We start from the raw sequence: 25352 nt of genomic DNA on the forward strand, positions 1-25352 counted from the left end.
CGGCCTTCTTCTCATCCAATAAGGCGATCCTTTGGCTTAACGTCGACTCGGCCTCGGCGGGTAATCCCCTTGCTGGGTACGCCGCAGGCTCGTGGATCATTTGCCGCGCGGCGAACAGGATGGAAGTGGAGCGTCGACCATGATGAGAGGGCTACGCCGGGCTCGTGACGCAGGGAGGGCGTAGCCCGACCGGAGTTACGAGCCCGGCGTCGGCGCGATCCACAGCGGACCGCGCCGACTGGTGATCGCGGCCGGCTGGTTATGCAAGTGGTTCTTCCGCCAAGAGGAATCACTCGCGTGCCAGGCCGACACATTACCGATCACCAAATGAGGCTCTACATGAAGTACCGTCAGACCGATAGCCCGCCCGTGGCCGCCGCCAAGGCGTCGTTCAGCACCTCGACCGCTTACCGGATCGAGCAGGATCGACGCCTTCCGTCGCAGAAGAAGGCTCCCCGCGGCCGTCGCCGGCCAGATCCCTTGGCCCGCGTGTTCGAGACAGAGATCGTGCCGATGCTGAAGGCCGCCCCCGGTGTGCGGCCGGTCACGATCTTCGAGGAGTTGCTCCGACGCCATCCTGAGCTCGGCGCCGGCATCCGTCGCACGCTGGAGCGCCGGATCCGGGCCTGGCGGGCGATCCACGGCGAGGAGCAGGAGGTCATCTTCCGGCAGACCCACGAACCCGGTCAGCGCGGCCTGTCCGACTTCACCGACATGGGCGAATTGGGTGTCACGATCGCGGGCGTGCCGCTCGACCATCGTCTCTATCACTTCCGGCTGGCCTATTCCGGGTTTGAGCACGCCCACGTCGTGCTCGGCGGTGAGAGCTTCATCGCTCTGGCCGGAGGCCTGCAGAATGCCTTGTGGTCACTCGGTGGAGCGCCACGGGAGCATCGCACCGACAGCCTGTCGGCCGCCTTTTGCAATCTCGACCGCGACGCCAAAGACGATCTGACGCGGCGATACGAAGACCTCTGTGCCCATTACGGCATGCGCCCCTCCCGCAACAATCGTGGCATCGCCCACGAGAACGGGGCGATCGAGAGTTCGCATGGCCATCTCAAGCGGGCGGTCGGCGACGCGCTGTTGCTGCGTGGCACCGCCGACTTCGACGATCTCGCTGCCTATCGTGGCTTCATCGATGAGATCGTCAGCCGCCGCAATGCCCGCAACGCCAAGCGGATCGACAGCGAACGTACCGCACTTCAGGATCTGCCGGACCGCCGCACGTCGGACTATGAAGAGGTGATCGTCCACGTGACATCGTCCGGCGGCTTCACCTTGCGCAAGGTGTTCTACACGGTGCCGTCGCGCTTGATCGGCCATCGGCTGCGGGTGCGCCTGTATGACGATCACCTCGACGTGTTTGTCGGCGGCACGCATCTCCTCACCTTGCCGCGCGGGCGGCCGCATCCCAATGGCAAGCACGATCAGGTCGTCGATTATCGGCACGTGATCCATTCCTTGCGGCGCAAGCCGATGGCGCTCCTCAACCTGGTCTACCGCGACCAGCTGTTCCCCCGGGAAGCTTACCGCCGAGCCTTCGACGTCTTGCGCAAACGCTTACCGGACAAGAAGGCCTGCCGGATCATGGTCGATCTCCTCGCACTCGCCCATGAGCGCGGTTGCGAGGCCGAACTCGCCGATCAGCTCACGGCCGACCTGAACGACGGCCGGCTGCCCGACCTCAACCGGCTACGTACTCACTTCGCCCCGGATCCCGCCCAGATGCCGAACGTCGTGGTGCGCCTCGCACCGCTCGCCACCTATGAATGCCTCATCGGTACTGCCGAGATCGGAGGTGCCGCATGAGCACAACCAACGTAGTCGACACCGCGCGCCTCAATCTGTTGCTCAACGAGCTGCGGCTGCCCGCCATCAAGGTGCTGTGGCCGCAATTTGCCGAGCAGTCCGATAAGGAAGGCTGGCCGGCGGCGCGCTTCCTCGCCACCATTGCAGAGCACGAGATCGCTGAACGCAGCCGTCGCCGCATCGAGCGCCATCTCGTCGAGGCGCGGCTGCCCACCGGAAAGACCTTTGACAGCTTCGACTTCGAAGCCGTACCGATGATCTCCAAGGCGCAAATGACCGCGCTCGCCGCCGGCGACGGCTGGTTGAACAAGGGCGCCAATCTGCTGCTGTTTGGCCCGCCCGGTGGCGGCAAGAGTCACCTGGCAGCAGCAATCGGCTTGGCCCTCATCGAGAACGGATGGCGCGTCCTCTTCACCCGCACCACCGATCTCGTGCAGAAGCTCCAGGTGGCGCGCCGCGAACTCAACCTCGAGGGTGCCATCAACCGCCTCGATCGCTTCGATCTCGTTATCCTTGACGATCTTGCCTATGTCACCAAGGACCAGGCCGAGACCAGTGTGCTGTTCGAGCTCATCAGCGCACGCTACGAGCGACGCTCCTTGCTGATCACCGCCAATCAGCCCTTTGGAGAATGGAACAAGGTCTTTCCGGACCCAGCTATGACCCTCGCGGCGATCGATCGCCTTGTTCACCACGCCACCATCGTCGAGATGAACGTCGAGAGCTATCGCAGGCGGACTGCCCTCGAGCGAAAGCGTGGTCCAGGGCGGCCACCGGAGCACGCGACACAAAAAACGCTCGCTTGATTGACGCTCCGCGACAATCAAAGCAAACAAAACTCTTGCGCGCGACAATCATCGCGGCGATCATCATCGCGCCGCGACACTGACTCGCCATCCTGATCGCCGCGCTCTTCCGACCCAGATCGTCGCGCTATAATCATTCCCGTTGCGAGCGCGTGAGCAGCTTGGGGTTTTCCTTGTAACCCGACGAACTCCAGGTTTTCGATGCCAAAGTCGGTGAACGCCTGAACGCCATCTTCGCCGACGCCATAGACCCAGATCAAGCCGTCCTCGATCTGCATTTCGATGGCAATGTCGCTAACCCAGTCTTCGTCTTCACCAAGAGGCCTTCGCCGGTGAGATATACTTCGTCAAACGATAGGCAGCTTCACCGGCACCCACAATACAGTTTCACACCCATTCGTGAGGACCGGCACACGGCTCATCAAGCTGCTTGAGGCCAAAAGAAGAGGCCGTCAAGCGGCCTGCGTTGGTTCTACATGAATAGGGCAATAGCCATGATTGCGATGGGGCTCAGCCCGAGCGCCACGATGAGCGCACTAAAAGGTATATCACTGCCCATGACACAACCCTCGCGATTAAGGTTGAAATCCTATGCCCGGATGCTGGGTGGCCGCTAGTGCAATTTGTGCCACGGCAATTTCAAGACACGAAGCTTCTCCGGAGCGATAAGTGCTCGATGCAGCCGTGAGGCGCCGGAACTAAGTCGAAGTCTCGACTTGCGTCAGCGCCGAACCCCCTGGAGAGCGGCCAGCCTTTACCTTCGATATCGGGATTGAGCGAAATCCCTCGCCGGGATCAAAACGCCCGTCAGTGCCCCAAGGATCGCTCGGCGGATAGCAGTTGCCGATCCGCCTTGGCTAGATCCCTTGCTCCGATTGGCGAAAACGAACGCAAAAGGGCGGTACCGGTCGGAAGCAGATTGAGCGTCGGCTCGGAGCAGCAATGAAGAGGTCGCTAGGAATGATGCTCGCGCGTTGAGCGTTGGTCGTCGCTCATAAGAAGAGCGGCATCGGCGGATGAACGTGCCCCGGCTCTTGCTCCCAAAAGGGCTGGGGCGCATTCTGGCTCGTTGACAAGCGCTTTTCCATTACGTGGGCTAGAGCGCCCTGTTGATCTATCGAAAGATGGGTTAAAGGGTTTGTGAAGCTTTCGTCCTCGATGCTGCGGGCGTTTTTCGGGCTACTATGGGTTCACTAGCCAAGGTGATGACGAGGCAAAAAGGCGGGCTAATATCTGAATGTCCACGAGTTCATCGAGCGTTGGACTGACCATCGGCCAGTCGTTCGTATGAAACGCGGGTCCGAGTGAGCTAGCCAGCCGGAGGCCTGATTGGACTGGCCTTCCGTCCTTGGCGACGGCAATCCCATTTCCTGAGTTCACTTTCATGCGTAGCCGTTCGCTCGAACTCGTGCGCGCGCTGGATACTCGGCAACCATTTTCATCGGATGGCTCCGCAAACACCAAGTCCAGCGGGTGCTGTCTCTTACCTGTCGCCCTGGCTCTGCAAGATTTGCTTCATGAACTCAGCGCGCTCCTTTGTAAGTTTCTCAGCTCGATCATCATTCTGTAGCAGTGCTGGACCCTTGCGTTCTCGATCGTAGACCATCCAGCCCGTCCTTCCCATTCGAACAAGGAATCTGGATTGCGTAGGGTGTTCGGCGTAATTCACTGGCGCCCCCAATAGGCAGGTGCAATCCCACAATTGGGCTTTCCGCCAGCTAAGCGGTCATTGAACTATGTGAATTTTGGCAATCGACTTTAGACGAATAGGTTTACCAGGCACATTTCCATTAGGACCGTTGCTGTGGACGGGAAGAGCAGCAATTTTTCCGCCAAGGTTAGACTGAGAAACTTGGCTCCGAGCCGTACCGCGGCTTCGCTGCGGTTCATCTCAGCGGCACGGTCGACAGCGTAGCGGCCGATGATCTTTTGCAGAGCGCCGTAGCCCTCGACAAGAATGGCCCACGCAAAGCCAGCCCAAAGTACAAATGCCGTTTGCGCTAGCCCTAAACCGACACGGAATCTAGGCGGCTTCGAACGCTGGCGCGAGGGTATCTCGCTCAACCTATCACCCTACAACGGCTGCAACAACACCGCGAGCTGCTGGTTCGTGGCGAGCGGCTCTCCTCGAACGGCCCGCTCACATTGGGCTTCTCCACGCCTTGGTCAATATCGTCGGAACGGTTGCACACCTCGTTGCTGCACTACACTGCAAGTCGCGCGGGTCTCGTCAGATGCGAATGGTTTTCACGGAGCCAGCCCAGCCGCCGCAGAACGGACAATTGGAGTTGATCATGCCGCAAGCAGACGCTTGTAGCGGCGATAAGCGTCGATCGCATTGTTCGCAAGCATGAGCTGCCGATGCTCTCCAGCCCGCACCATGTCATCGATATTTCTGAGAAGAAAGCGGCTCACATCGCCAGGATCTGTGATCTCGCCGGAGCGTTCGAGCAAGTCCCAGGCGATCTGGATCGACCTCTCCACGAGGACTGGCAACGATTCACTCATACGAGACAAAACAGACGTCGATATCGATGGTTCCTGTTGTAAATGCCGGCGGATCGCGGCTCCAGCCGGACAACATAGCTTACCGTCGGGCAAGACGCCGCGAGGGGCGCCTCAGGACTATTGGCCCGCCGATGTCTGGACTGCCTATTCCCGCCTCTGCTGAACGTGCAATATTGGATCATGAAAGCACGAAATCGAAGTCTGCTCATCTTTCTTGTTGCCGTCGTGGGTATTGGTTGGCTAATTGGCGCAACCAACTTGCCTGGTGCATGGTATGCCGCACTGCAGAAGCCGACATTCAATCCTCCGAATTGGGTGTTCGCGCCAACTTGGACAATTCTGTATGTGATGATCGCAATCGCGGGCTGGCGCACCTACCTGCAGGAGGTCAATGGCCTGGCCTTGCAGGTTTGGCTCGGACAGATGGCGCTTAATTTTCTTTGGTCTCCTATTGTTTTCCGCTTGCACAACTTGGCCATGGGGCTCTCGGTCATCATTCTGCTGCTGGGCCTGATTCTGTTATTTATAGGCCTGCAATGGCGGGCCAATCGGCTTGCTGCGCTCTTATTTATCCCGTATGCGGGCTGGGTAGCGTTTGCATCGCTTTTAAACTTTGCTTTGTACCGCCTTAATTGAATTCCTGATGGACCTGCTAAACGCGAGTTAAGAGCCGCCGGCGGGCGGGCTCGGCGCTTTGAGCGATCCAGCCCGGCACCCGGCACGCCCGGTTGGGGGCGACGGCTTCGAAATTTTTCGGGTCCCTCTTGAAACCAAAATCCGCTTTGCTTTTTTGTCGCCTTCAAAGGATGGCGTCGAGGCTTGGTCAGGTGAGACGGGCACCGGTCCTGCCCGCTGCCGCTCGTAACCATCGTGCTCTTTGGAGGATTTGGCTTGCGCAGTCACAACTTTTCGTCTCTCCGGCGCTCGACCATCGGTTTCGATCTTGACCTCGCGGAAATGGCCAGCGGGCGGGCGAGGACAATTACCCGCCTTACAACATCGAGCGGATGACGACCGTTACCAGATTTCGCTGGCCGTGGCGGGCTTCGCGCCTGAGAACATCTCGATCACGCCGATCAGTCACCATCGAGGGCAGTAAGCCTGAAAAAGGCGAGCGCCAGTTCCTCCATCGCAGCATTTCAACCCGCAATTTCAAGCGCCAATTCAGCCTTGCGGACTATGTGCAGAAGCTCGAAGCCAAGGCGGCTTCTCGCATGTTGAGAGTCGGATGCATCAGCGATTGAATTCCCCAACTTCGGGTAGGCGTTCGTGATCAGCTTTCGATGACGACCACGACTTCCACCTCGCAGCCTTGCGCCATCGGCGCCCTGGTCATGCCTCCCTGCATCTGGGCCACCATCAGATTGATCAGGCGGGTTCCCAAACCGCTCTTCGCCTCGGTGGGGCATCCGATTCCATCGTCCCTCACCGTGATCACGACCTTTTCGTTTCTCTTCCGGACGTCGACTTCCACGACGCCCGGGCGCCCCTCCGGAAACGCGTACTTGAACGCGTTTGTCACCAGCTCGTTGACGATCAAACCGACGGATGCGGCCTGCGAGCTCTTGACGGCGATTTCGTCGCAGGACACCCGTATCGCGATCGGGCGCACTCCCCGGTGCAGATCCGAAAGGCTCCCGCACAACGCCTCAAGATAAGCGGGGAGGTCGACCGAGCTGTTGACCGGCGTGTCGCGCAGGCGATCATGAACCTTCGCGACAACCTCAATCCGCGCCAGCGCGGAGGTGATCGCTGCCTGCACGGCGGGATTAGGGTCCGATCGCGCCTGCAGACGGAGGATCGACATGATCGTCGCGAGGTCGTTCCTGGTCCGGTGCGCCAACTCCATCATGAGAACGTCCGCGTAGGCCTTTGCCTCCGAGTGCTTCTGGAGTGCCGTGCGCAGGGCTTCCGTTACCCCTGCAAGACATAGCCCGCTAGCGAGAAAGATCAGGAGGGGCGCGATAGCGGCGCTCGGAGGCGGAGGGATAAAGTATCGCGCCGCCAGCGCCGCGCTCGCGCCGGTGGCGAGAAAGCCTGAGCCGCGATCGAAGATGACTGAGGCCAGGAAAATGGCCGGGATGAACAGCATCAGCGGATCGGGTCTCAACTGATCGTCCAGCAGGAGCTTGGCGACAAATGCCAACCCGACAAGCCCGAGGCTCAAGAGGTACCGCACCCACAGGGGATATCTGGGCGTGACGGACATGAAGCGAAGCAGGAGCCGGTCCATGGAAAGCAACGAACCGGCTTGTCGGCGTGTTCCTGTCGCTTGCCTCAAGCGCTTCGGCCGGCGCGCGGACTGCTGAGCCTAAACCAAAGTGGGGTGCTCTGGGCCTGTCTCTCTTCTGGTCCTGAGGAACGATTCAACAAAGCGTGAGTTCGTCCCGAAAGAACCGAACAAAAATCCAAGAGGGTAATTCCATGACGCGATCAGTGGAGGAGCTGAGGGGGGAGTGCGAGCGAAGCCGTGCCGAGTTCGCGGCGACGGTCGATAGGTTGAGGGAGCGGATATCGGATACCGCTGACGACCTCCGTCACAAGGTCTCGCCCCAACACATCAAGTCGGAAGTCTCCGATTACATCAGCAACAAGACCCAGAGTTGGGTCGAGGCGCTGAAGCAACAAGCCATGGACAATCCGATGCAGGCGGTCGCTGCGGGCACCGCGGTCGCAATCCCGCTGCTGCGCCTGGCGCGCGGTTTTCCACTACCACTTCTGATGATCGGGGCTGGCCTTGCCCTGACCTCGAAGACGGTGCGCGAGCAGGCCGCGGAAGCGGCCGCACCGGTGATGGAGAAGGCGGGAGAGATGCTGGATCAGCCCGCCGACCGAGTGGACGCGCCGAGCAGCGACATGAGAGATCGGCTGAATTTGGCTCAGAGTCAGGCCAGCGACATGGCCAGCGATGCGCAAGATGCCGCTGCGGGCCTGGCCGACGATCTTGGCAAGCGGGCGGCGCAGGCCGCCGGCACTGTCGGCGATACGCTCAAGAGCGGCATGGATGCCGTCAAGGGGAGAGCTGGCGCGGTCAAGGACGCGGCGGCCACGGCGCCTGCAAAGGCCCGGCAGGTCATCGGCGACAATGCCGCCTTGATCGCCGGCCTTGGGATCGCGATCGGCGCCATCCTTGCCGCGGCTCTTCCCGAAACAACCGCCGAAGCCAAGGCGATGGGCCCGGCGAGCGACAGCATGAAACGGGCGGCGGGGGAGGCTGCACAATCCGGTTTCGAAGCAGCCAAGGATGCGACGATGTCGGCGGCCGACGCGGCGGCAAGAAGCGTCGGCGAGGCCGATCTCGGTGGGCATGCCAGCCGCATGACCGAAAACGTGGCGGACAGACTCAAAGAGGCTGCCGACGACGTCGTCAGGGCGGCCTTCAGTCCTTCCCCAAACCCAAACACTTGAAAGAACGATCATGAGCGATGTGGACCTGACTAAAGAGACGAATTCCACGCAGAACCAGAATACCGGCCCTTCGCAGACCCTGAAGGAGCAGATGGCCGATGCCGGCGCAGAGGTGAAGCAGCGCGCCGGCGACGCCCTCCGAGCGTCGACCGATGTCGCCAGCGACAAGTTCAAGGAAGCGGCTGACGCCGCCAAAGACGTGGCTTCCGGGACAGTGGACCAGATCGAGGACCAGGCGCGCGACAAGCAGCGGTCGGGCGCGGACTTCATGGCGCGCCTTGCCGATAACATTCGTGAAGCGGCCCGCGCCTTCGAGAGCGATGCGCCGTTTGCTGCTCGTGGCATGACTTCTGCCGCCGAATATGTCGATGACGCGGCCGATAAAGTCCGCCACGGAAGTTTTCGCGACCTGGTCGACGGCGCCACCGATTTTGCGAAGCGGCAGCCGGCCGCGTTTCTAGGGATTTCGGTCCTTGCCGGGTTCGCGGCAGTCCGTTTTCTGAGGGCGTCGGGCGGGCGTTCCTCACCTTCGAAACACCGCGAACAATCGTCATCCTCGCAGCAAAGCAACGTGTCATGAGCATCCAAAACGATATCAGGACAAGTCAGAACGATCTTAGAACCATCTCGACGCTGCTCGGCGACGCGTTGTCGCAGTTCGCCAAGCTGTTCCAGAACGAGGTGGATCTCGCCAAAGCCGAGTTAGGCGAAAAGGTTCAGAAGGTCGGCAGCGCGCTGGTCTTCATCGCCGGCGGTGCCCTCCTGGTGATCCCAGCCTTGGTGATGGCGCTGTTCGCCCTATCGGCGGCGATGATCGGCGCAGGATGGTCACAGCCGCTCTCCTATTTGACGTCGGCGATCGTGGCCGCGGTGATCGCGGGTATACTGTTCGCGATCGGCATCAACCGGCTAGATGCCCGCGGTCTGGTGCCGCGGGAAACCATGCGGCAGCTCGATAACGACAAGGATACCGTGAAAGGGATGGTGCAATGAGCAGCACGCAGACGAGTTTCTTCGATAGTCTCGTAACGGCGGTGCGGGAAAACCCGCTCGCCGCAGCACTGATCGGAGGCGGTGTGTTCTGGCTGTTGGCAGGCGACGAGAAGCTCAAGAGCGCGACGCGATCGGCGACAGCGGCGGCTTCGCCGATCGTTGATCTCGGCGCGCGCAATGTTCGCGCGGCCGCGTCCGGACTCCAAAGGACCGCGGCGCCGCCGACCGCGCCAGAAATGGATCATGATGACGCCACGGAAACCACACGCGAGGCCGGTAGCGCGGCTTCGGACGCCATGTCGGAAGCGGCGGACAAGATCAAGGACCGGTTTGACGAAGGCCTCGCCTATGCGCGCGAGAACCTCAGCATGCCCGGAAAGGAGGCTTTCACGAAAGCGCAGTCATCGTTGGCCGGCATGTTTGACCGGCAGCCGCTCGTCCTCGGCGCCGTGGGCTTGACAATCGGAGCGGCAATCGCGGGTGCGTTCCGGGCTTCCGATCTCGAGAACGAATGGGTGGGCGAGCTCAGCGACGATGTCAAAGCCGACTTGAACACGCGCGCCGGCGCGGTATCGCAAAGCCTGCGCGAAGCCACCGATACGCTGAGCGCCGAAGTCGGCGACGTCGGCGCCGAAACCATCGATCGGGTGAAGCAGGCTGGCATCGATGCGGCGGATGCGGCACGGAAAAAGGTGAGGTCGCCATAAGCCTGAACCGAACCGGACAAGCTGCAATGTGGCGGACGGTCGGGAAAGAGGCGGCGACCAGTTGGTCGAGCCACAAGGATGCGCGGCAGAGCGCCGACCTTGCACACTACTCGGTGTTCTCCTTGGGTCCTATTATCGTGATGGCGATTGCGAGCGCGGGGCTGTTCTTCGGCTACGACGCCGTCACCTCACAAGTCACCTCCTCCTTGAAGGACATGCTCGGGGACACCGGAGCCAACGCAATCGATGCGATGCTGGCGGGAGCCAGCCGCCCCGCCGAGGGCATTCTGGCGACGGTTCTCGGCGTCGGCGCGCTGTTGTTCGCCGCGATCGAGTTTTACCTGCATGGCAGCGCTGTCGCGGTTCTGCGAATTCTGGATCAGGAAAACCATAAGGAAGGTGACAGGAAGTTCTCGTCGGATTGACACGTTCGACGACCTCGCCTCGCGACCGGCCGGATTAAGTGCCGGTGTGGTTCCTTCGCTCAGGGCGCGCTCTTGGAACGCCGTGCTTGCTCGCCTCTCTGACGCGCAGGCTGCGAGAGCGCTCGCACGTTCGTGCGATTGCTTTGCTCTCGACGATCGAGGCAGCCGCACCGTATGGATCGCCTGCTAGAACGCCTGTCGGAGCGGCGTCGGCCAGACTAAGAGGTCGCGCTTGACATCAGTCAGGCGTCTTCCTCTTCTTTCTCGGCTTCAACGTTGACAACCGACTTGGCGATGCCCGTCAGAGTCTTGTCAGTGTTCTTTTCTTCGGTCAGGGTCTCTTCAAGCAGCTGGACCGCTTCATCATAGCCGAGCTCTTCAGCCCATGTGGACAGCGTGCCATAGCGCGAAATCTCATAGTGCTCGACGGCCTGGGCGGCTGCGAGAAGACCCGCATCGAGCGCGGGCATTCCCTTGAAGTCCTTCATGATCTCGGAGCCTTCTTCGGCGATGCCGTTGATGGCCGCGCAGGTTTTGCCGCGCGCGGGCTTGCCGATGATCCTGAATACGCGGTCGAGTCGCTTAACCTGGGCCCTCGTCTCGCGCTCATGCTGCGTGAACGCCGCCTTGAGGTCGGGCGACTGCGCCGCCTTGGCCATCTTCGGGAGGGTTTTGAGGATCTTGTTTTCAGCGAAATAGATGTCCTTTAACGTCTCGTGGAAAAGGTCTTCCAGCTTCTTCGGCTTCCTAGCCATGCGCTGCTCCTCTTAAGTGGCGCACAACAACAATTGGCGGGAAACCCGGTTCCAATTAGGACAATGGCGGACCCTCGGCTGAGCGCGCGTCATGCGTTAGGGAGTCAGGAGCAAGAAGCTCTGGAAGGGGCTTCTCAGCATTCGGCGGCACTGACTGTGGCTGACTTGGTTGTCCGGCTGCACGAACAACGATTTCGAGGTCGGGTTTTTACCCGGGCGCCATTCACAAACGTGAGGCGGAAATTGTGGGTTTCGGAAAAGGGGCGCTTCTCTGGTTCATCGCATACCGCTTCCGATCATCATTATTCCTGCAATGCACCACTGAGGTGCGAATGTCTGGCCTAACTCAGAAGTTCTAGCCGGACCGCGTAGGATAAACATGCGTGACCCGGACGTACGGCATTGTCCGGTCAAGCATTGCAGGCAAGTCCAGAAGAGTTGCGGAAAGCGATAGAAGGAAAGCGATAGAAAAGGTCGGCAATTCAGCTGCCGCTGTTGGTAAGGAATTGTCGGCGTAGCCGAAGGCGCGCGGTATTCCGGCGATCTCAGGAGCGGGGCCCACGCGCTTTTTTTGGGTGCGATGCTTCTCCAGTGCAAGAACTACGTCTTCCGCGCGCTTATCTTCTCGCATCCCAAGATATAGACGAATTGCACATTTCGCGGGAGCCCGTCGATTCGGTGAACGTCGTCATGCCCACCCGGATCGGTTGCCTTGCTGGCGTCCTCAAGTATGGTCGCGACCGCTCCGATAGCCCGGACCACGTCGATATCTTTGCTAAGATCTGTCACGCAACGTCCACTTGCTACCGGGCCCGGCGAGTCGCTGGCTACAACCCTCGAGCACGCAGGAACTAACCGGGTCTCGCTCCGTTGGGGCTCGCTTTCCGGGATTTTGAGACAATGGCGAAGGACGATGAAGTTTGGTACGGGCCGCCCGGTGAGAGCGCGGTTCATATCTGCGTTGATATGCAGTAATGTTCGCTGAAGCCACCGACTGGAAGATGCCCTGGCTCCCGCGCGTCCTCCCGAATATCCTCGCCGCAACAGCTGCTCGTCCCGAGAAAACCTTGTTCACTCGCTTTATTCCTGCCCGCAAGCCGGGCCAGGGCGCGTGTACGTGGCGGCACTACTACGAACGCTGGGGATCGATGACAATCGACATCATCGGGCCAGATGGTGGAATTGGTACCCGACCTCGCGAAGTTCGCTCCCGCGGCCCGCAACTTCGACAAACATGTTTGTTCGCCGTGGACAGGCTGCGATCTTCACCAGCAGCTATGCAGCGATGGCATCGATACGGTCATCATCACTGGCAGAGAGACGGATGTGTGCGTGCTGGCGACCATGCTTGGCGCTATCGAGGGTGTCCAACGGGACCAGCGCATAACGCAACTCCACGCAAAACCAAGAGCCAAGTTTGGCTTGGGTACGTCAAGTCGAGTTGCTACAGCTTGCCGGCCCACCGTCACATAACCAATCCGCAGCGAGGCCCGTTGTGGGGTCCTACGGGGCCTCGCCTTGCACGGTAGGGGTTCTCAGCCTGGAGAGAGCTGAGACTCCAAGTGAAACTGTCTTCGGCAATCCCGTGAAGGGGCAGGAAAAAGCGGCACTTTCGCTCTCCAGAGTTCACATGGGTTATTCCGGAACCGGCGTCGTTTGCATTATCCGAGCAATAGAGCAGGCAATTTTTTATTCCGTATTCTTTCAGCCCTAAAACGACGACCGCTGCCTCCTCTCGGTGGACAGCGGTTCGGGCTGTCAAACGCCATCCGGAACTGCCCCCTTTGCGTCATGAAGAACTGCCCCCACCCTCGGGTTCATGATGTCGGTTCAGGGTTGGCTCCGCCGCTGACGGGACGGAGGGAGGCGGAGCCGACCGGAGGGCCGTCAGCGGCGGGCGGCTTGATGAGGCCGCTCTTTCGCTTGGCGCGGAGCCGGTAGCTGTCGCCGCGGATGGTCAGCACGTGGCTGTGGTGCAAGAGCCGGTCGAGGATCGCAGTGGCGACCACCGGATCGGCGAACACGGTGCCCCATTCGGCAACGCTGCGGTTCGACGTGATCAGCATGGCGCCGGTTTCGTAGCGGCGGCTGACCAACTGGAAGAACAGATGCGCCGCGTCGGGCTCCAGCGGCAGGTAGCCCAGTTCATCGATGATCAGCAGCTTTGGCTTCGCCAGCGCGAGCAGTTTCTCGTCCAGGCGTCGCTCGCCATGCGCCTTGGCCAGGCCAGCGACCAGGGTCGTCGCCGTGGTGAACTGCACCGTGTAACCGGCCAGGATCGCCTCTCGCCCGAGCGCGATCGATAAGTGCGTCTTACCGACGCCCGGCGGGCCGAGCAGCAGCACGTTCTCGCCGTTGGCGATCCAACGTGACGCGGCCAGGTCGCGGATCTGCTTCGGATCGATCGATGGCTGCGCCTCGAAGTCGAAGCCCGCAAGCTCCTTCACGGTCGGGAAGTGTGCGAGTTTCAGCCCCATCTCGATGCGGCGATGATCCTTGCGCGCGATCTCGCGCTCGCACAGCAGGATCAGCGTCTCACGCGCCGACAGGTTCGCGCGCGCCGCCTCGTCGAGCAGGTTGTCGAGCTGGTCGCGGATGCCGGAGAGCTGCAATCGCGCCAGCATGGCCTCGAGCCGATCGATTGGTGCTTCGGTAGCCTTCTTTGTGCGCGCCATCAGAAGCTCCCTCCGATCGCTGCTTCGTATTCGGCAAGAGGACGCAACAACGAGGGCAGTGGAGACGACCCCGGCACTGTCGGTTCGTTTGCCGGTCGGCAGACCGCGCCATCGCGACCGGCAACCCCGTCGAGGTGGGCGGAATCGACGATCCGCAGCCGGCGACCCTCCGATTGCTTGTGGACCGCAACCTCGCGCATGCCATGGCGGATGCGCACCTCGCCCGCCGCAACTGTCACCGCCACGCGCTCGCCGATCAGCCGCCACGGCACCGAGTAGCTGTTCGTGTCGATCTCGACGGCGCAATCGTTGCCGACGACACGGGCCAGTTCGCGCAACGATCCGAACGACGGCTGCCCGCCGAGCGGCTTCAACCGGTGTGCCTCGTCACGCGCAAAGCGAGCGATCGGCGCCTCGCCGGTCGTGCCGTGGATACGCACGTTCGCCACCTCACGCTCCCACTCGGCGAGATGCGCCTCGAATGCGTCCCAGCTCGCGAAGGAATGCCCCGCGATCGCGTTCTTCTTCACGTAGCCGACGCCATTCTCCGTCTTGCCCTTCGTGCGCGCCCGATACGGTGCGCAGGCGCGAGGACGGAAGCCCCAATGCTTCGCGAACGCGATGAGCTTGTCGTTAAACTGAACCGACCGGCTCACCGCGTCGTGGCGCACCACGAGCGCGCGTGGATTGTCCATCAGCACTTCCTCCGGCACGCCGCCGAAGGTCGTAAATGCGCTCTCGAGCCCGGCGAACCAGTGCTCTTGCTTCTCGGCCCGGAACGCACGCACATGCAGCCGCCGCGAATGCCCAAGCGTCGCCACGAACACGAATGCTTTGATCTTCACCCCGCCGATCTCGACCAGACGCTCCCCGAAGTCGATCTGCAGCTGTCGGCCGGGCGGCGTCTCGAACCGCGTCGTCGCCAGCGCCTCCGCCTTCAGCGCCTGGCGATAGGGCTGCACGGCGCGTTGCAGCGTCCGCCGGCTGACTGCCACGCCTTGCTCGGCCAACAGGTCCTGGCGCACTACATCCGCATTGCCGCGATGCCGAATGAACCTCTCGCGCAGCCAACCCTCGAGGCCATGGAGTCGTTTCGCCCGCTCAAGCGACTTGAACGGCTTCACCCCGCCCGCCGCCACGTAGTCCCTCACCGTGTGATGGCTGCACCCCAGCTGCCGCGCAATCCGCTTCAGACCCCACCCACACGCCCTCAGGCGCAACATCTCCGCCACGTCATCCGGCGTCTTCATCACCTGCCCCCGTGGATCAATCCACGACGAGCCTTCCGTGATTCGTTCCTCGTTCATTCGCTCTCTCCTCGGCTATCCAAGGAGGGGGCAATTCCTCGTGGCGCCGAGGGGGCAGTTTTCCATGGCGCGCGACAGGGCGATCCGGCCTGGCCCCAGCATGATCCGGATGCTGGGGCCTTTTTGTGAATAGGAACGAAGCGCATGCCGCGGCATTGGCCGCCTGTTCGGTGCCGCACCGCTACCGGCACTGAGACGCCCAGCCTCACACTGGCCCCAGCTTCGCAGTTGGGGCTCTTTCTTGTCGGCCAATAGGTCTTTGCCGACTTTGATGCTGTCTTGGGTACTGTTTTGATTCGCTTGGCGTCGGATCGGCCTCAGCTACCTTCTCGCTGGGGCCGTTTCTTTCCGGGAACAAGCAGTAGCGCGCGAAGTTATCTCTCCACGATGGAGTGGGACTACTTAACGGCTTCGGTGCTCCCCAGTGCGCCGGGGCCGTTCGTTTCTAAGGTGGGACCATGTCGGAAGAAGGCCGCGATTGGACCCTCATTATCGTTTTTCTCAGCATTGCCGGCGCAGTGCTGTTGCTTGACCTCATCTTCTAGCCCTCTGTTGTCCATTCGAGGACTAGCCAATACGTCTTTGCCGGCTTCGTGGACTTATAGTAGGTGCCGCTTACGCGCTTCTGAGCCGGTCATGATCGATCCCGGCCTTCCATTCAGCGGGTGCGCCGCTCGATAAAGGGGCGACCCGCTCGCCAGGTCGCGAACCAGGCGGGGCCCGCTTTAGTTGGAAGCAGTGCGCCTGTGAAGCCGGGCTTCATTAAACCCGCTCGCGCGCCTGCGGAGCAAGGCTCACTTGGGGAACCACCTGCACGAGATCAATACGATGGCTAGCGTATCCAGCTCCATATTAACGGCGGGCGCCGGAAAGCTTTTCTCGACTGGAGGAAGCGCAGAAGTCAAGCCGCTCGTTTCATTGCTCACAAGACGCCGAAACTGCAGCCGATGCTGATGGGCCAAAGGTTTGATCACCATTGTGGATTGCAAGAGTTTAGAGGGCTTCGTCATACAGCTGCTATAAAATCATCATGCGTGAGACGAGCAGCTTTTGGTCACTTGAGCTTGAGAACATGGCCGCGGGCCTGACCCGGACCACAAGCGCGGCTACGCGGAGAAGACCGCCGCAATTTTCGACCGTTAGGTAAAGGATATTGTTGGACCAGGTATTCCGCCGCACCAAGGCGTACTGAATATGCGGTCTGGACCGCGCGGCAAACAAGCTCCCTGAAGGAGACGCTGGGAAAGAGCGATGTTGACCTGCCGATCAAGGAGCTGCCGAAGGAAAGCCTCCGGTGGTCTGACGTCGCTCTCCCTCCCGAATAGGCGCCGCCGTTCTAGGCTTGCCAGATCGTCTTCGCGTCACGTCAGCATGGATCTCACCCTCTTTGGTCAACGGGTTACTTGAACTCGGCCCGGACGGTTCTAATTCAATGTATGGCCGAACCGAAGCTTCGGCTAATTGGAGCATAATAAGAGGCAAGCGCGTAAGCGCTTAAGAAGTTGAGGAAAGGGACATGAGAAAGCTTGCTTTTGCAGTCGTCGCGGCGGCAACGCTCCTCATTGGAACGGTTGCGCCGGCTTCGGCCCATTGGCGTCACCATGGTTGGGGCGGTCCGGGTATTGGCCCCGGGCTTGCTCTCGGGCTGTTCGCTGGAACATTAGCGGCCGCCACCGCACCCCCGGTCTATTATGGACCGGTCTACGGCCCGCCACCCTACTACTACGGCCGCCCGTATCGGGTCGTCCGCTACTATCGGCCGGTTTATCCCTACTGGTACGGCTGGTGACGAGGAGAAGGCGCGGCTCCGGCCGGGCCTTCTGTCAATTCCCGCGATACGTCGCTCGCTGCGCGAGAGGAAACTCTCGCGCGCGAATTCATTTGCTCCCGCAAAAAGCGTGCTTCGCGCGCTCGGGGAGTATGTCGAGGGCGACGGCATGTGCTGGGTCGGTATCCCGTCGCTGGCGGCGGATTGCGACCTATCGCAGGATACGGTCGCGGTTTGCCCTGGCTCGAGGAGATCGGCGCGATTGACCGCACTTAACGAGAACGGCCGCCGCAATGGCGATGGCCGCGGCAAGCGCACCACGGATCCGATCCAGCTGCCGGTCGATGCCGATATCGCGACGATCGAGGCGCGTGCTGCCGGTCGTGACGTCGACGAAAGCCAAGTAAACTCGATTGGCCCTAGCTGCTAGCAAGGGCTAAATTCCAGTCCCGAAACGATTAGGACTCCGCTAGCCCTCGGCCAACGCTCGCAGCTGTGCGACCACCTAATCTCTGAACCTGAACCGGAAGATCCACATAAATCCCATCGGGGCGATTTCCGGAGATCACAAAACGATCGAAGAAGGCGAGACGGTCGAGTTCGCAGCGGCATTCGAGAGCTATGTCGACCATCAGGTCATGCGGCGACTTTTGCAGCGAGGTAGAAAATGTTTCTGACCTGGTTCAGCGCCGGATATAAACGCGACTGTCGGGACGACGTTGCGGACCTTTTCGCTCGCCAGTTGTCCGACCGGCGTTAGGATGCAAACTCTGGTGAACATCATTGCGGGGAATCCCACGCAAAACACCTTTTAATGAACGCACGAAACCGGCCTTACCGACAGCGCACCTAGCTATTCTGTCGGCGGGAACGGTTTGGAAGCATCAACCACCACTTCCGGCAACGCAAATGATCTGCGCATTTGGATTGATACATCAGCGCAGATTGCCGCGCGATCATCCAATGCGAGCACGTCTTACCGCTGCTTTACCCGCGGATGGTTCGATCCGTTGGAGGGATAAAGCTGATGGGATTTGTAGAGCGAAACAGCGATGGTATCATCGTTGGATGGTTTGTCTGTGAGCAGCTGGCGCCGATGGTGACCGAGCAGATCGCCGACGACGACCCGGCGGTGATTGGATTTCTTAATCCGCCGGCGCCGGTGCCGTCCTCCTGCACCGAACTCGGCTTGAAACGGGCCTTTGACGAGCTCGGCACATGGGCCGCGGCTCAAGGTAGTGATCGCGGCGAATGCGAACGTCCAGGACGAGTCGGATCTCGCGACCGAAATCCGCCGCGCAGATCCTCTGGTCCAGCACATGATCGCGGTCGTCGGCCTCTCCGACGCACAAGTGGACCAGCTGCTATTAGTTCGGGCAAACGCCCTGTCTGACTGGGTCGCAGAACGAAAGCTAAAATGACTAATTTGAAGGTACAAGCTCGATTTACTCTCCGCGTCGATGTGATTGACTACCTAGTTCAGAAGCGCGAAGCTCGCTGTCAGGGCGCTCGCGGGATTGTTTTCAATCATGAAGATGCTTACGGAATACTTGGAACGCGCCGTTGAGTTCGAGAAGTTAGCGGTCACTGAGCAGAATGGAGCGTTCAAGGCAGAGCTGTTAAAGCAAGCCTCGGCATACCGACATCTGGCAGAGATGCGTGCGGCGAAATATGGTTTGCCGAAACCAAGCCCTCCAGAAATCAAGTGAGACTACCTACGCTGGAGCACATTAGAAAGGCTGGAAACGATGAAGCCGCCGACCATGCTGCGCTCGCCATAAAGGCGCTTCGCAAGGCAGCGACCGGACAGCCCGCCGTGCAGCTTGCGCGCCAGCTTTTACGCGGCCTGCCTCGTAACGCCGCTAGACTTCGCCAGCGCCTTCAGGACCCCGGCTCTTGCCCCCGAAGACCCGGGGCATATTCTCGATCAGTTTGGAGCGGTCCCGGCTGGCACCTCGCTGGGGCCGTTTCGCTTCGGGGAACAAGCAGCAGTCCAACGACGTTGAGTAACCACGTGGGACTACTTGCCGGCCTCAGCACTCTCCCCGGGAGCTGGGGTCTTTTTTGTCGCGAGTCGTAAACAGCTTCGCCAAAGTCTCAGCCTGCTCTTTTGTCAGCTTCTCGGCGAACGCGCCGTTCTTTTCTATCTGCGCCGGTCCTTTGAGTTCGCTATCGTAGACCATCCATCCGTTGCCACCCTGCCGAACGAGGAAACGTCCCCGCATCGGGCGTCCAGTAAATTCCATCTGCATCCACCATCTGCGAAATACGAGCGCGTCGATTAGTTCGAAGGATGGAGCGCGCGGCATTGAACTATGTGAATCGTGACGATCAACTTTGGACAAGCACCACTCGGCTTTCGCGGCGAACTGAAAACGGCCCCCACCGGGGGCCGCTAACCCGAACGATACGGGTTTTCCTCTGGCAGTCGGGGGCACCTTGGCTGACCAGAAGCGCCAATTAGACGCTGATCTCCTCGCGATGGTTCCTAGCCTGACGCGTGGCAATTGGACAGGAGCGTACTAAAACTAGCTTCGTCGGATCGCGCGGGAAAAACTAGCAACTTCTGACAGCCGTGTTAGCTTCCACGCCTCGGGTCACGTCCCGATTCATCACGGTGACAGGCCTCAGCACCGGCCTCTAGGCCCCCAAAGCTGAGTCACCCTCGCTGACGTGCTTATCTGCGGGAATGGCGCTGCCGGCGATCCATGTCCAGCTTCGATCGCATAGATTGGTGTTGAATAGGGCTTTTCTCAGCTTCGCTGGAATGTCGTTTGTGGCGCTCATCGTCAGCGTAAGTTGGCTGCTGATCGGCTGAGCGTCCTACCTCTCGTGATGACATGACGACTTGGCCTCAGCGCAGCCCGATTGAGCCAACGACGACGTCGCTATAGAGGATGTTCCATTTCTGCCCGGCTGCGGCTCTGTCGCGCCGACGCGTGAGCTCGGTCACGTCGCATCTCCGGTCGGGCAGCGCCGCCACAGCTGCAGCAGCTCCGCGGCCGGCCGCTTGCCCGCCGTACTGCACTTCACGCAGCGCAGGCGACCGGCGAGATCGCGCACGTTGGTGGTCGGAACGTGGCGCAGCGCGGCTAGGCGCGACCGCGAGCGGTGTCTTGCACCGCGAGCAATTGATTTCGAGCCACGGATAGCCGGCTTGATGGCCTGGTCGATCGACGGCGATGCGTCGACCGGGCCCGCCGTCGGCGCAGATCTTTTTGTTCCAGCTCTGGCAGAGCAGATCGTCGGCCTCGCGGATGAGCGCCTCGCCGGCGGCGCAATCCATTTAAACTTAGCCGTGCCGCACCGCTACCCGACTTCGATAGGTATACGTCTCGGCCAAGGTTCGGAATGTCCCAAGTCTACGAGGTGTTTGAACCCTTGACGGACTGAGCACTCGGAAGCCGCCTGAGGCGTCGGGCTCCTCCTCCGCCTCATCGGGCAGCGGCAGTATGGCTTCCGACGAATTGGCTAGCTGATACGAGGAACAACCTGTTGGTTTCGTAGTTCTTTTGGCGCCGCCGGCCCGAGTGTCGCTGGGCGCCTCATGGCCCAGCTAAGCCAGGCGACACGGCGGCTCGTACCATTTTGCTCCGTGGAGGATTTGGATATGAAAACGACCCGTATTGTCGCTTGGCAGCCGATCAGCCTTACTCGCCTCGGCGGGGTCTCGCAGCTGCATCTTCCGTCTGGCCGCTCGTTAGAACTCAAGAGCGGCGACGGCTTATGAAGGAGGGCAAGTCATGTCAATCAAGTCAGCCCTCACCGCTATCCATTCGGAAGCCGGGTTGTCCCGGTACCTGCACGAGATCCGTAGCTTCCCGCTGCTAGATGCCTCCGAAGAAGTGATGTATGCAAGGCGTCTTCGGGATGCCGGGGATAGCGAAGCTGCCTACCGTCTGGTGACGAGCCATCTACGACTGGCTGCCAAGATCGCGCTGAAATATCGGCGCTATGGATTGCCCATCGCCGACCTCATCTCGGAAGCCAACGTCGGATTGATGCTGGCCGTCAGGCGGTTCGACCCTGAGAAGGGATTTCGCCTGGCGACTTATGCCGCTTGGTGGATCAAGGCGTCCGTACAGGAATTCGTCCTGCGATCATGGTCGCTCGTCAAGCTCGGCACAACCGCGGCGCAAAAAAAGCTGTTCTTTAACCTTCAAAAGTTGAAGAGACGCCTTGGAACGCCGGACGATGGCGAGCTTTCGCCGGAGCAGGTGAAGCAGATCTCTGACCATCTTCAGGTCAAGCAAACCGACGTCGTCGAGATGAACGGGCGGATCCGTGGCGACATGACGCTGAATGTTCAACTCAGTGACGAGGAAGGCGAACAGTGGCAGGACAGGGTCGCAGATTCATCTCCTGATCCTGAAACCCTGCTCGTGGAGGCCGGAGACCGAGAACGGCAGAAGGCCGCACTCTCGGAGGCGCTGTGTGCGCTTTCTCCGCGAGAACGCACCATTGTCGAAGCCCGTTACATGGCAGATGAGCAAAGAACGCTTGACGATCTTGCCAATACCTTCGGTATTTCGCGTGAGCGTATCCGCCAGATCGAGCAGCGTGCGTTGCAGCGTATCAAGTCGACGCTGTGCGCACGCCTTCCGGAGCTTGCGGCTGCTTCAGCGAGCGCATAGTAGAAGCAGAACATAGAAACTGCTGGCCGGCTGCTGATCGATGAATCAGCAGCCGGTGCAGATATCAAGCACGATGGCTCCCGCCGAGAAATCACGGTCCTTGCGGCCGCCGGACTTTGTTCTTGCCCGGGGGCTGGCCGCTTTGATCACTGACAAGCTGCTTAACGGTGGCCTCGGAGCTTCGCACTGCTCGCGACGAATCCGCTTCTTTCGCCTGCAGCGAGATCACCATCCCGATTGGAGCAGCAAGTACCATTAAGCTCCACATCTCTGGTTACCCTCCTTTCGACGATGCTCCAATTTGCCGCGCAGAGTTGTTCTGAAGCCGAGACAACGTCTCGGTTTGACGGTTTCAATTCTCAAGGTGCGCTGAGCGTTTCCGGACGCAGGAGAATGCTCTCCGGTTACGAGCCGCGAGCAATATCGACGATCCGGCTTTCGCCGCAAAAATTTTCTTCCAACCTCTTGAAAGTAGAACCCTCGCTCCTAGGTGGATTTTTGCCCGGGGGCCGTTATGGACCCGGTTTTGGACATCGCTGAACCTACCCAAGGAGGATGTGCATGCATTTCCGTCCCTTGCACGATCGCGTGCTCGTGCGACGTCTCGACGCCGAAGAGAAAACCGCCGGCGGTATCATCATTCCAGACACAGCAAAGGAGAAGCCGCAGCAGGGCGAGATTGTCGCCACTGGCCCCGGCGCACGCAACGAACAGGGCCAGCTCATTCAACTCGACGTCAAGCCCGGTGACCGTGTCCTGTTCGGCAAGTGGTCTGGTACCGAGGTCAAGATCGACGGCGAGAAATTCCTGATCATGAAGGAAAGCGACCTTCTGGGTGTTGTCGACAAGACAGCGACCGTCAAGAAGGCAGCTTAGCGCGCTGACAGTCATAGAGGAAAGGAGAGATCAAAATGGCTGCCAAGGACGTGAAGTTCGCAACCGAGGCCCGAGAGCGCATGCTGCGGGGCGTCGACACACTGGCAAACGCGGTGAAGGTCACACTCGGTCCGAAGGGGCGTAACGTCGTGATCGAGAAATCGTTCGGTGCGCCGCGCATCACCAAAGATGGCGTAACCGTCGCCAAAGAGGTCGAACTGGAGGACAAGTTCGAGAACATGGGCGCGCAGATGGTGCGCGAGGTCGCCTCGAAGACCAACGATCTGGCGGGCGACGGCACCACGACCGCGACCGTGCTCGCTCAGGCCATCTTCAAGGAGGGCAGCAAATCCGTCGCCGCCGGCATGAACCCAATGGATCTGAAGCGGGGGATTGACCTGGCTGTCGACGCCGTCGTTTCCGACCTCAAATCACACGCCAGGAAAATCACCTCCAATGACGAGATCGCCCAGGTCGGCACAATCTCCGCCAATGGTGATACCGAGATCGGCCGCTTCCTGGCCGACGCCATGAACAAGGTCGGTAATGAAGGCGTGATCACCGTCGAGGAGGCCAAGAGCCTGCACACCGAGCTCGAAGTGGTCGAGGGCATGCAGTTCGACCGCGGCTACATCTCGCCCTACTTCGTCACGAACCCCGAGAAGATGCGTGTCGAACTCGAGGATCCCTACGTTCTGATTCACGAGAAGAAGCTGTCCGGCTTGCAGACCATGCTGCCGCTGTTGGAGCAGGTCGTTCAGTCCGGTAAGCCGCTCCTGATCATCGCGGAGGACATCGAAGGTGAAGCGCTTGCGACATTGGTCGTCAATAGACTGCGCGGCGGATTGAAGGTCGCGGCCGTCAAGGCACCTGGCTTCGGCGATCGTCGCAAGGCCATGCTGGAGGACATCGCGATCCTGACCGGCGGCAATGTCATCAGCGAGGACCTCGGCATCAAGCTGGAAAACGTCACAGTGAAGATGCTCGGGCGCGCCAAGAAGGTCGTCATTGACAAGGACAACACCACCATTGTTGAGGGCGCGGGCGCCAAGAAGGATATCGAGGCGCGCGCCCAGCAAATCAGGCTCCAGATCGAGGAGACGACCTCCGACTATGATCGCGAAAAGCTGCAAGAGCGCCTCGCCAAGCTTGCCGGAGGCGTCGCAGTGATCCGTGTGGGTGGTGCGACGGAGGTCGAAGTCAAGGAACGCAAAGACCGTGTCGACGACGCGATGCATGCGACTCGAGCGGCGGTGGAGGAGGGGATTCTCCCCGGAGGCGGGGTTGCCCTCCTGCGTGCCCTCGAAGCGCTCGACGGCATCAAGACCGCGAACGCCGACCAGAAGGCCGGCATCGACATCGTTCGTCGCGCCATCCGGATGCCGGCTCGGCAGATCGTGCAGAACGCCGGCGAAGACGGCTCACTGGTTGTCGGCAAGCTTCTGGAGCACCAGAGTTACAACTGGGGCTTCAACGCGGCAACTGGCGAGTACGAGGATCTTGTGAAAGCCGGTGTGATCGATCCCGCCAAGGTCGTGCGCACCGCCTTGCAGGACGCTGCGTCGGTGGCCTCGCTGCTGATCACCACCGAGGCACTCGTGGCCGAAAAGCCGAAGAAGGCTGAATCCGCTTCGGCAGCTCCCGCCATGGACTTCTGAACAACCGAGCCCGGCCGATCAAGGCCGGGCTCCACCGATGAGAGGAGAGAAGACCGCTTCCAAAGATGGAGTGTCCCATGAACAAGCCTAATCGTCGTCGGCTCAGGATGAGGCAGGACACGATCCATTGGTTCATGTTCTCCCTGAGTTTTGTCACCATTGCCTGGATCTGTTTTCGAACGATGGGAGGAGTATAGATGCTGAGTTATCACCATACGTTGTCCGACCGGACGGAGACCAACCGCAATCTGCGGCGAAGCCTGCTTGCTTTAGTAGTAGCCGGCGCAATGTCTCTGGCGGCCTTCGGTGCTTACGGCGTGGAAAGCCCGCGGGGAGCCGAGGCCACACAGGGTACCTTCACTGGACTGCCACTGCCGCCAATCCCGTATCTCGACACGATGCCGTGGCTGAAATGGCAGCCCGCGGCGGCAACGATGAAGATCGACATCTTGCTGCCGCCGACCTCCGCGCCGACCGGCATCTGGCCGCAACCGTCGCCCCATCCCGCGGGACTGGCGGCAACAAGCTGAACCTCAGAGAGCGGCCCGCGAAGGCCGCTCCCTACCTTACGCAATCTCGTCAAGAGCGAGCGGCACTCATGTCCGGGCTGAGTTCGGCGAGGCATTCCGTGCGCGGGAACTCTGATGCAACCTCAAGCAACAGTTGAGCTTGCCGTCCGCGACTTCCTCATCCGAGGTTGTCTGAAGGTGATCGGTCACTACGAGCGCCTGCTCTCAACTGCCAGGAGCGAGCAAGGCGGCAGCTCTATCAAGCCCGGATTGAGCGAGAGCAGCGAGTGATGGATGTCCTACGCCAGGGTGCTTACCCGGATCGCTTGGCCGCGTAGTCGCTGACCCGCCAGGCGAGGTTCGGTCAGAAAAAAGCGCACGGCCTCTTGAATTCACGAGTGTCAGTTCTAATTCGTTTCTCGACCGCGACTGCGGTATGTCGAGCGCCAGGCCGGGCTCGACGAGGCTGGACCGGGGGTGTTCGACGATAATCGAAACTCCGATCCTGCCT

At 60.6% G+C, this 25352-nt stretch carries 23 protein-coding genes and 1 pseudogene; 15 read left to right on the top strand and 9 right to left on the bottom strand.

The window, feature by feature from the left end; translation table 11 throughout:
- Window positions 1–261: 261 nt before the first annotated feature.
- Window positions 262–1812 carry an IS21-like element ISBj11 family transposase gene (gene istA, locus XI02_RS12285; RefSeq protein WP_172648935.1) on the top strand — a complete coding sequence of 517 codons (1551 nt, stop codon included), beginning with the start codon at window positions 262–264 and terminating at the stop codon, window positions 1810–1812.
- Window positions 1809–2618: an IS21-like element ISBj11 family helper ATPase IstB gene (gene istB, locus XI02_RS12290; protein WP_016842034.1), complete on the top strand. Its 810-nt coding sequence runs from the start codon at window positions 1809–1811 to the stop codon at window positions 2616–2618. Before istA (XI02_RS12285) ends, istB (XI02_RS12290) begins: the two co-directional genes overlap by 4 nt.
- Window positions 2619–2635: 17 nt before the next feature.
- Here the strand turns inward: istB (XI02_RS12290) and XI02_RS46365 are convergent, their stop codons facing one another.
- Complete coding sequence (locus XI02_RS46365) at window positions 2636–2896, bottom strand: hypothetical protein (protein WP_035633761.1); 261 nt, start codon at window positions 2894–2896, stop codon at window positions 2636–2638.
- Between the two features lie 2014 nt (window positions 2897–4910).
- Complete coding sequence (locus XI02_RS12305) at window positions 4911–5114, bottom strand: hypothetical protein (RefSeq protein ID WP_307724583.1); 204 nt, start codon at window positions 5112–5114, stop codon at window positions 4911–4913.
- A 192-nt stretch (window positions 5115–5306) separates the two neighbouring features.
- On the opposite strand from XI02_RS12305, the gene XI02_RS12310 reads away from it, so the two are divergent.
- Window positions 5307–5762: a TspO/MBR family protein gene (locus XI02_RS12310; RefSeq protein WP_050999403.1), complete on the top strand. Its 456-nt coding sequence runs from the start codon at window positions 5307–5309 to the stop codon at window positions 5760–5762.
- A 637-nt stretch (window positions 5763–6399) separates the two neighbouring features.
- Here XI02_RS12310 and XI02_RS12320 read toward each other — a convergent pair.
- A complete protein-coding gene (locus XI02_RS12320) occupies window positions 6400–7359 on the bottom strand; it encodes a sensor histidine kinase (RefSeq protein WP_016846830.1) in 960 nt (319 codons plus the stop codon).
- A gap of 191 nt (window positions 7360–7550) precedes the next feature.
- On the opposite strand from XI02_RS12320, the gene XI02_RS12325 reads away from it, so the two are divergent.
- Genes XI02_RS12325 through XI02_RS12340 form a run of 4 tightly spaced genes read left to right on the top strand, consistent with a single transcriptional unit; the run spans window position 7551 to window position 10234 of the window.
- Window positions 7551–8534 (top strand): hypothetical protein, encoded by a 984-nt coding sequence (locus tag XI02_RS12325; RefSeq protein WP_038376411.1) that lies wholly within the window; start codon window positions 7551–7553, stop codon window positions 8532–8534.
- Window positions 8535–8544: 10 nt separating this feature from the next.
- Window positions 8545–9114, top strand: coding sequence for a hypothetical protein (locus XI02_RS12330; RefSeq protein WP_016846832.1), 570 nt, complete (start codon window positions 8545–8547; stop codon window positions 9112–9114).
- A complete protein-coding gene (locus XI02_RS12335; RefSeq protein ID WP_038379332.1) occupies window positions 9111–9527 on the top strand; it encodes a phage holin family protein in 417 nt (138 codons plus the stop codon). The genes XI02_RS12330 and XI02_RS12335 overlap by 4 nt, the downstream gene beginning before the upstream one ends.
- Window positions 9524–10234, top strand: a complete 711-nt coding sequence (locus XI02_RS12340) for a hypothetical protein (protein ID WP_028344472.1) — start codon at window positions 9524–9526, stop codon at window positions 10232–10234. Before XI02_RS12335 ends, XI02_RS12340 begins: the two co-directional genes overlap by 4 nt.
- Before the next feature lie 305 nt (window positions 10235–10539).
- Here the strand turns inward: XI02_RS12340 and XI02_RS12350 are convergent.
- Window positions 10540–10638 (bottom strand): annotated as a pseudogene (locus XI02_RS12350) (low affinity iron permease family protein); the annotation flags it as partial.
- A gap of 263 nt (window positions 10639–10901) precedes the next feature.
- Window positions 10902–11414 (bottom strand): ferritin-like domain-containing protein, encoded by a 513-nt coding sequence (locus XI02_RS12355; protein WP_038379334.1) that lies wholly within the window; start codon window positions 11412–11414, stop codon window positions 10902–10904.
- A 1173-nt stretch (window positions 11415–12587) separates the two neighbouring features.
- On the opposite strand from XI02_RS12355, the gene XI02_RS45330 reads away from it, so the two are divergent.
- Complete coding sequence (locus tag XI02_RS45330; protein ID WP_028344470.1) at window positions 12588–12887, top strand: cysteine hydrolase family protein; 300 nt, start codon at window positions 12588–12590, stop codon at window positions 12885–12887.
- A 344-nt stretch (window positions 12888–13231) separates the two neighbouring features.
- Here XI02_RS45330 and istB (XI02_RS12365) read toward each other — a convergent pair whose 3' ends face one another.
- Entirely contained in the window at window positions 13232–14089 is an 858-nt protein-coding gene (gene istB / locus XI02_RS12365) for an IS21-like element helper ATPase IstB (protein ID WP_018269000.1), read from the bottom strand.
- Window positions 14089–15396 carry an IS21 family transposase gene (gene istA, locus XI02_RS12370; protein WP_050999401.1) on the bottom strand — a complete coding sequence of 436 codons (1308 nt, stop codon included), beginning with the start codon at window positions 15394–15396 and terminating at the stop codon, window positions 14089–14091. The genes istB (XI02_RS12365) and istA (XI02_RS12370) overlap by 1 nt, the downstream gene beginning before the upstream one ends.
- Window positions 15397–16912: 1516 nt before the next feature.
- Between istA (XI02_RS12370) and XI02_RS12375 the strand changes: the two genes are divergently transcribed.
- The 3 genes from XI02_RS12375 to XI02_RS12385 all read left to right on the top strand — a co-directional run bounded on the left by XI02_RS12375 (window position 16913) and on the right by XI02_RS12385 (window position 18873).
- Window positions 16913–17185: a hypothetical protein gene (locus XI02_RS12375; RefSeq protein ID WP_075969288.1), complete on the top strand. Its 273-nt coding sequence runs from the start codon at window positions 16913–16915 to the stop codon at window positions 17183–17185.
- A gap of 241 nt (window positions 17186–17426) precedes the next feature.
- The gene (locus tag XI02_RS12380) at window positions 17427–17594 is read left to right on the top strand and encodes a hypothetical protein (RefSeq protein ID WP_016843161.1); all 168 of its coding nucleotides are present in this window, start codon (window positions 17427–17429) and stop codon (window positions 17592–17594) included.
- 1099 nt (window positions 17595–18693) lie between these two features.
- Window positions 18694–18873, top strand: coding sequence for a hypothetical protein (locus XI02_RS12385; RefSeq protein ID WP_016843164.1), 180 nt, complete (start codon window positions 18694–18696; stop codon window positions 18871–18873).
- 324 nt (window positions 18874–19197) lie between these two features.
- On the opposite strand, the gene XI02_RS12390 is transcribed toward XI02_RS12385, so the two are convergent.
- Window positions 19198–19416, bottom strand: coding sequence for a hypothetical protein (locus XI02_RS12390; RefSeq protein WP_051448167.1), 219 nt, complete (start codon window positions 19414–19416; stop codon window positions 19198–19200).
- Between the two features lie 602 nt (window positions 19417–20018).
- Window positions 20019–20450: a hypothetical protein gene (locus tag XI02_RS12395; RefSeq protein ID WP_050999402.1), complete on the bottom strand. Its 432-nt coding sequence runs from the start codon at window positions 20448–20450 to the stop codon at window positions 20019–20021.
- Between the two features lie 457 nt (window positions 20451–20907).
- On the opposite strand from XI02_RS12395, the gene rpoH reads away from it, so the two are divergent.
- From rpoH to XI02_RS12415, 4 genes are all read left to right on the top strand, one after another.
- Complete coding sequence (gene rpoH / locus XI02_RS12400) at window positions 20908–21798, top strand: RNA polymerase sigma factor RpoH (RefSeq protein ID WP_016843170.1); 891 nt, start codon at window positions 20908–20910, stop codon at window positions 21796–21798.
- A gap of 561 nt (window positions 21799–22359) precedes the next feature.
- The gene (gene groES, locus XI02_RS12405; protein WP_038375291.1) at window positions 22360–22674 is read left to right on the top strand and encodes a co-chaperone GroES; all 315 of its coding nucleotides are present in this window, start codon (window positions 22360–22362) and stop codon (window positions 22672–22674) included.
- Window positions 22675–22709: 35 nt separating this feature from the next.
- Window positions 22710–24332 carry a chaperonin GroEL gene (gene groL, locus XI02_RS12410; protein ID WP_016843172.1) on the top strand — a complete coding sequence of 541 codons (1623 nt, stop codon included), beginning with the start codon at window positions 22710–22712 and terminating at the stop codon, window positions 24330–24332.
- A gap of 197 nt (window positions 24333–24529) precedes the next feature.
- Window positions 24530–24862, top strand: a complete 333-nt coding sequence (locus XI02_RS12415; RefSeq protein ID WP_129964896.1) for a hypothetical protein — start codon at window positions 24530–24532, stop codon at window positions 24860–24862.
- The last annotated feature ends 490 nt before the right edge of the window (window positions 24863–25352 follow it).

This window comes from Bradyrhizobium sp. CCBAU 21365, assembly GCF_015291305.1.
Taxonomy (GTDB): Bacteria; Pseudomonadota; Alphaproteobacteria; order Rhizobiales; family Xanthobacteraceae; genus Bradyrhizobium; species Bradyrhizobium elkanii.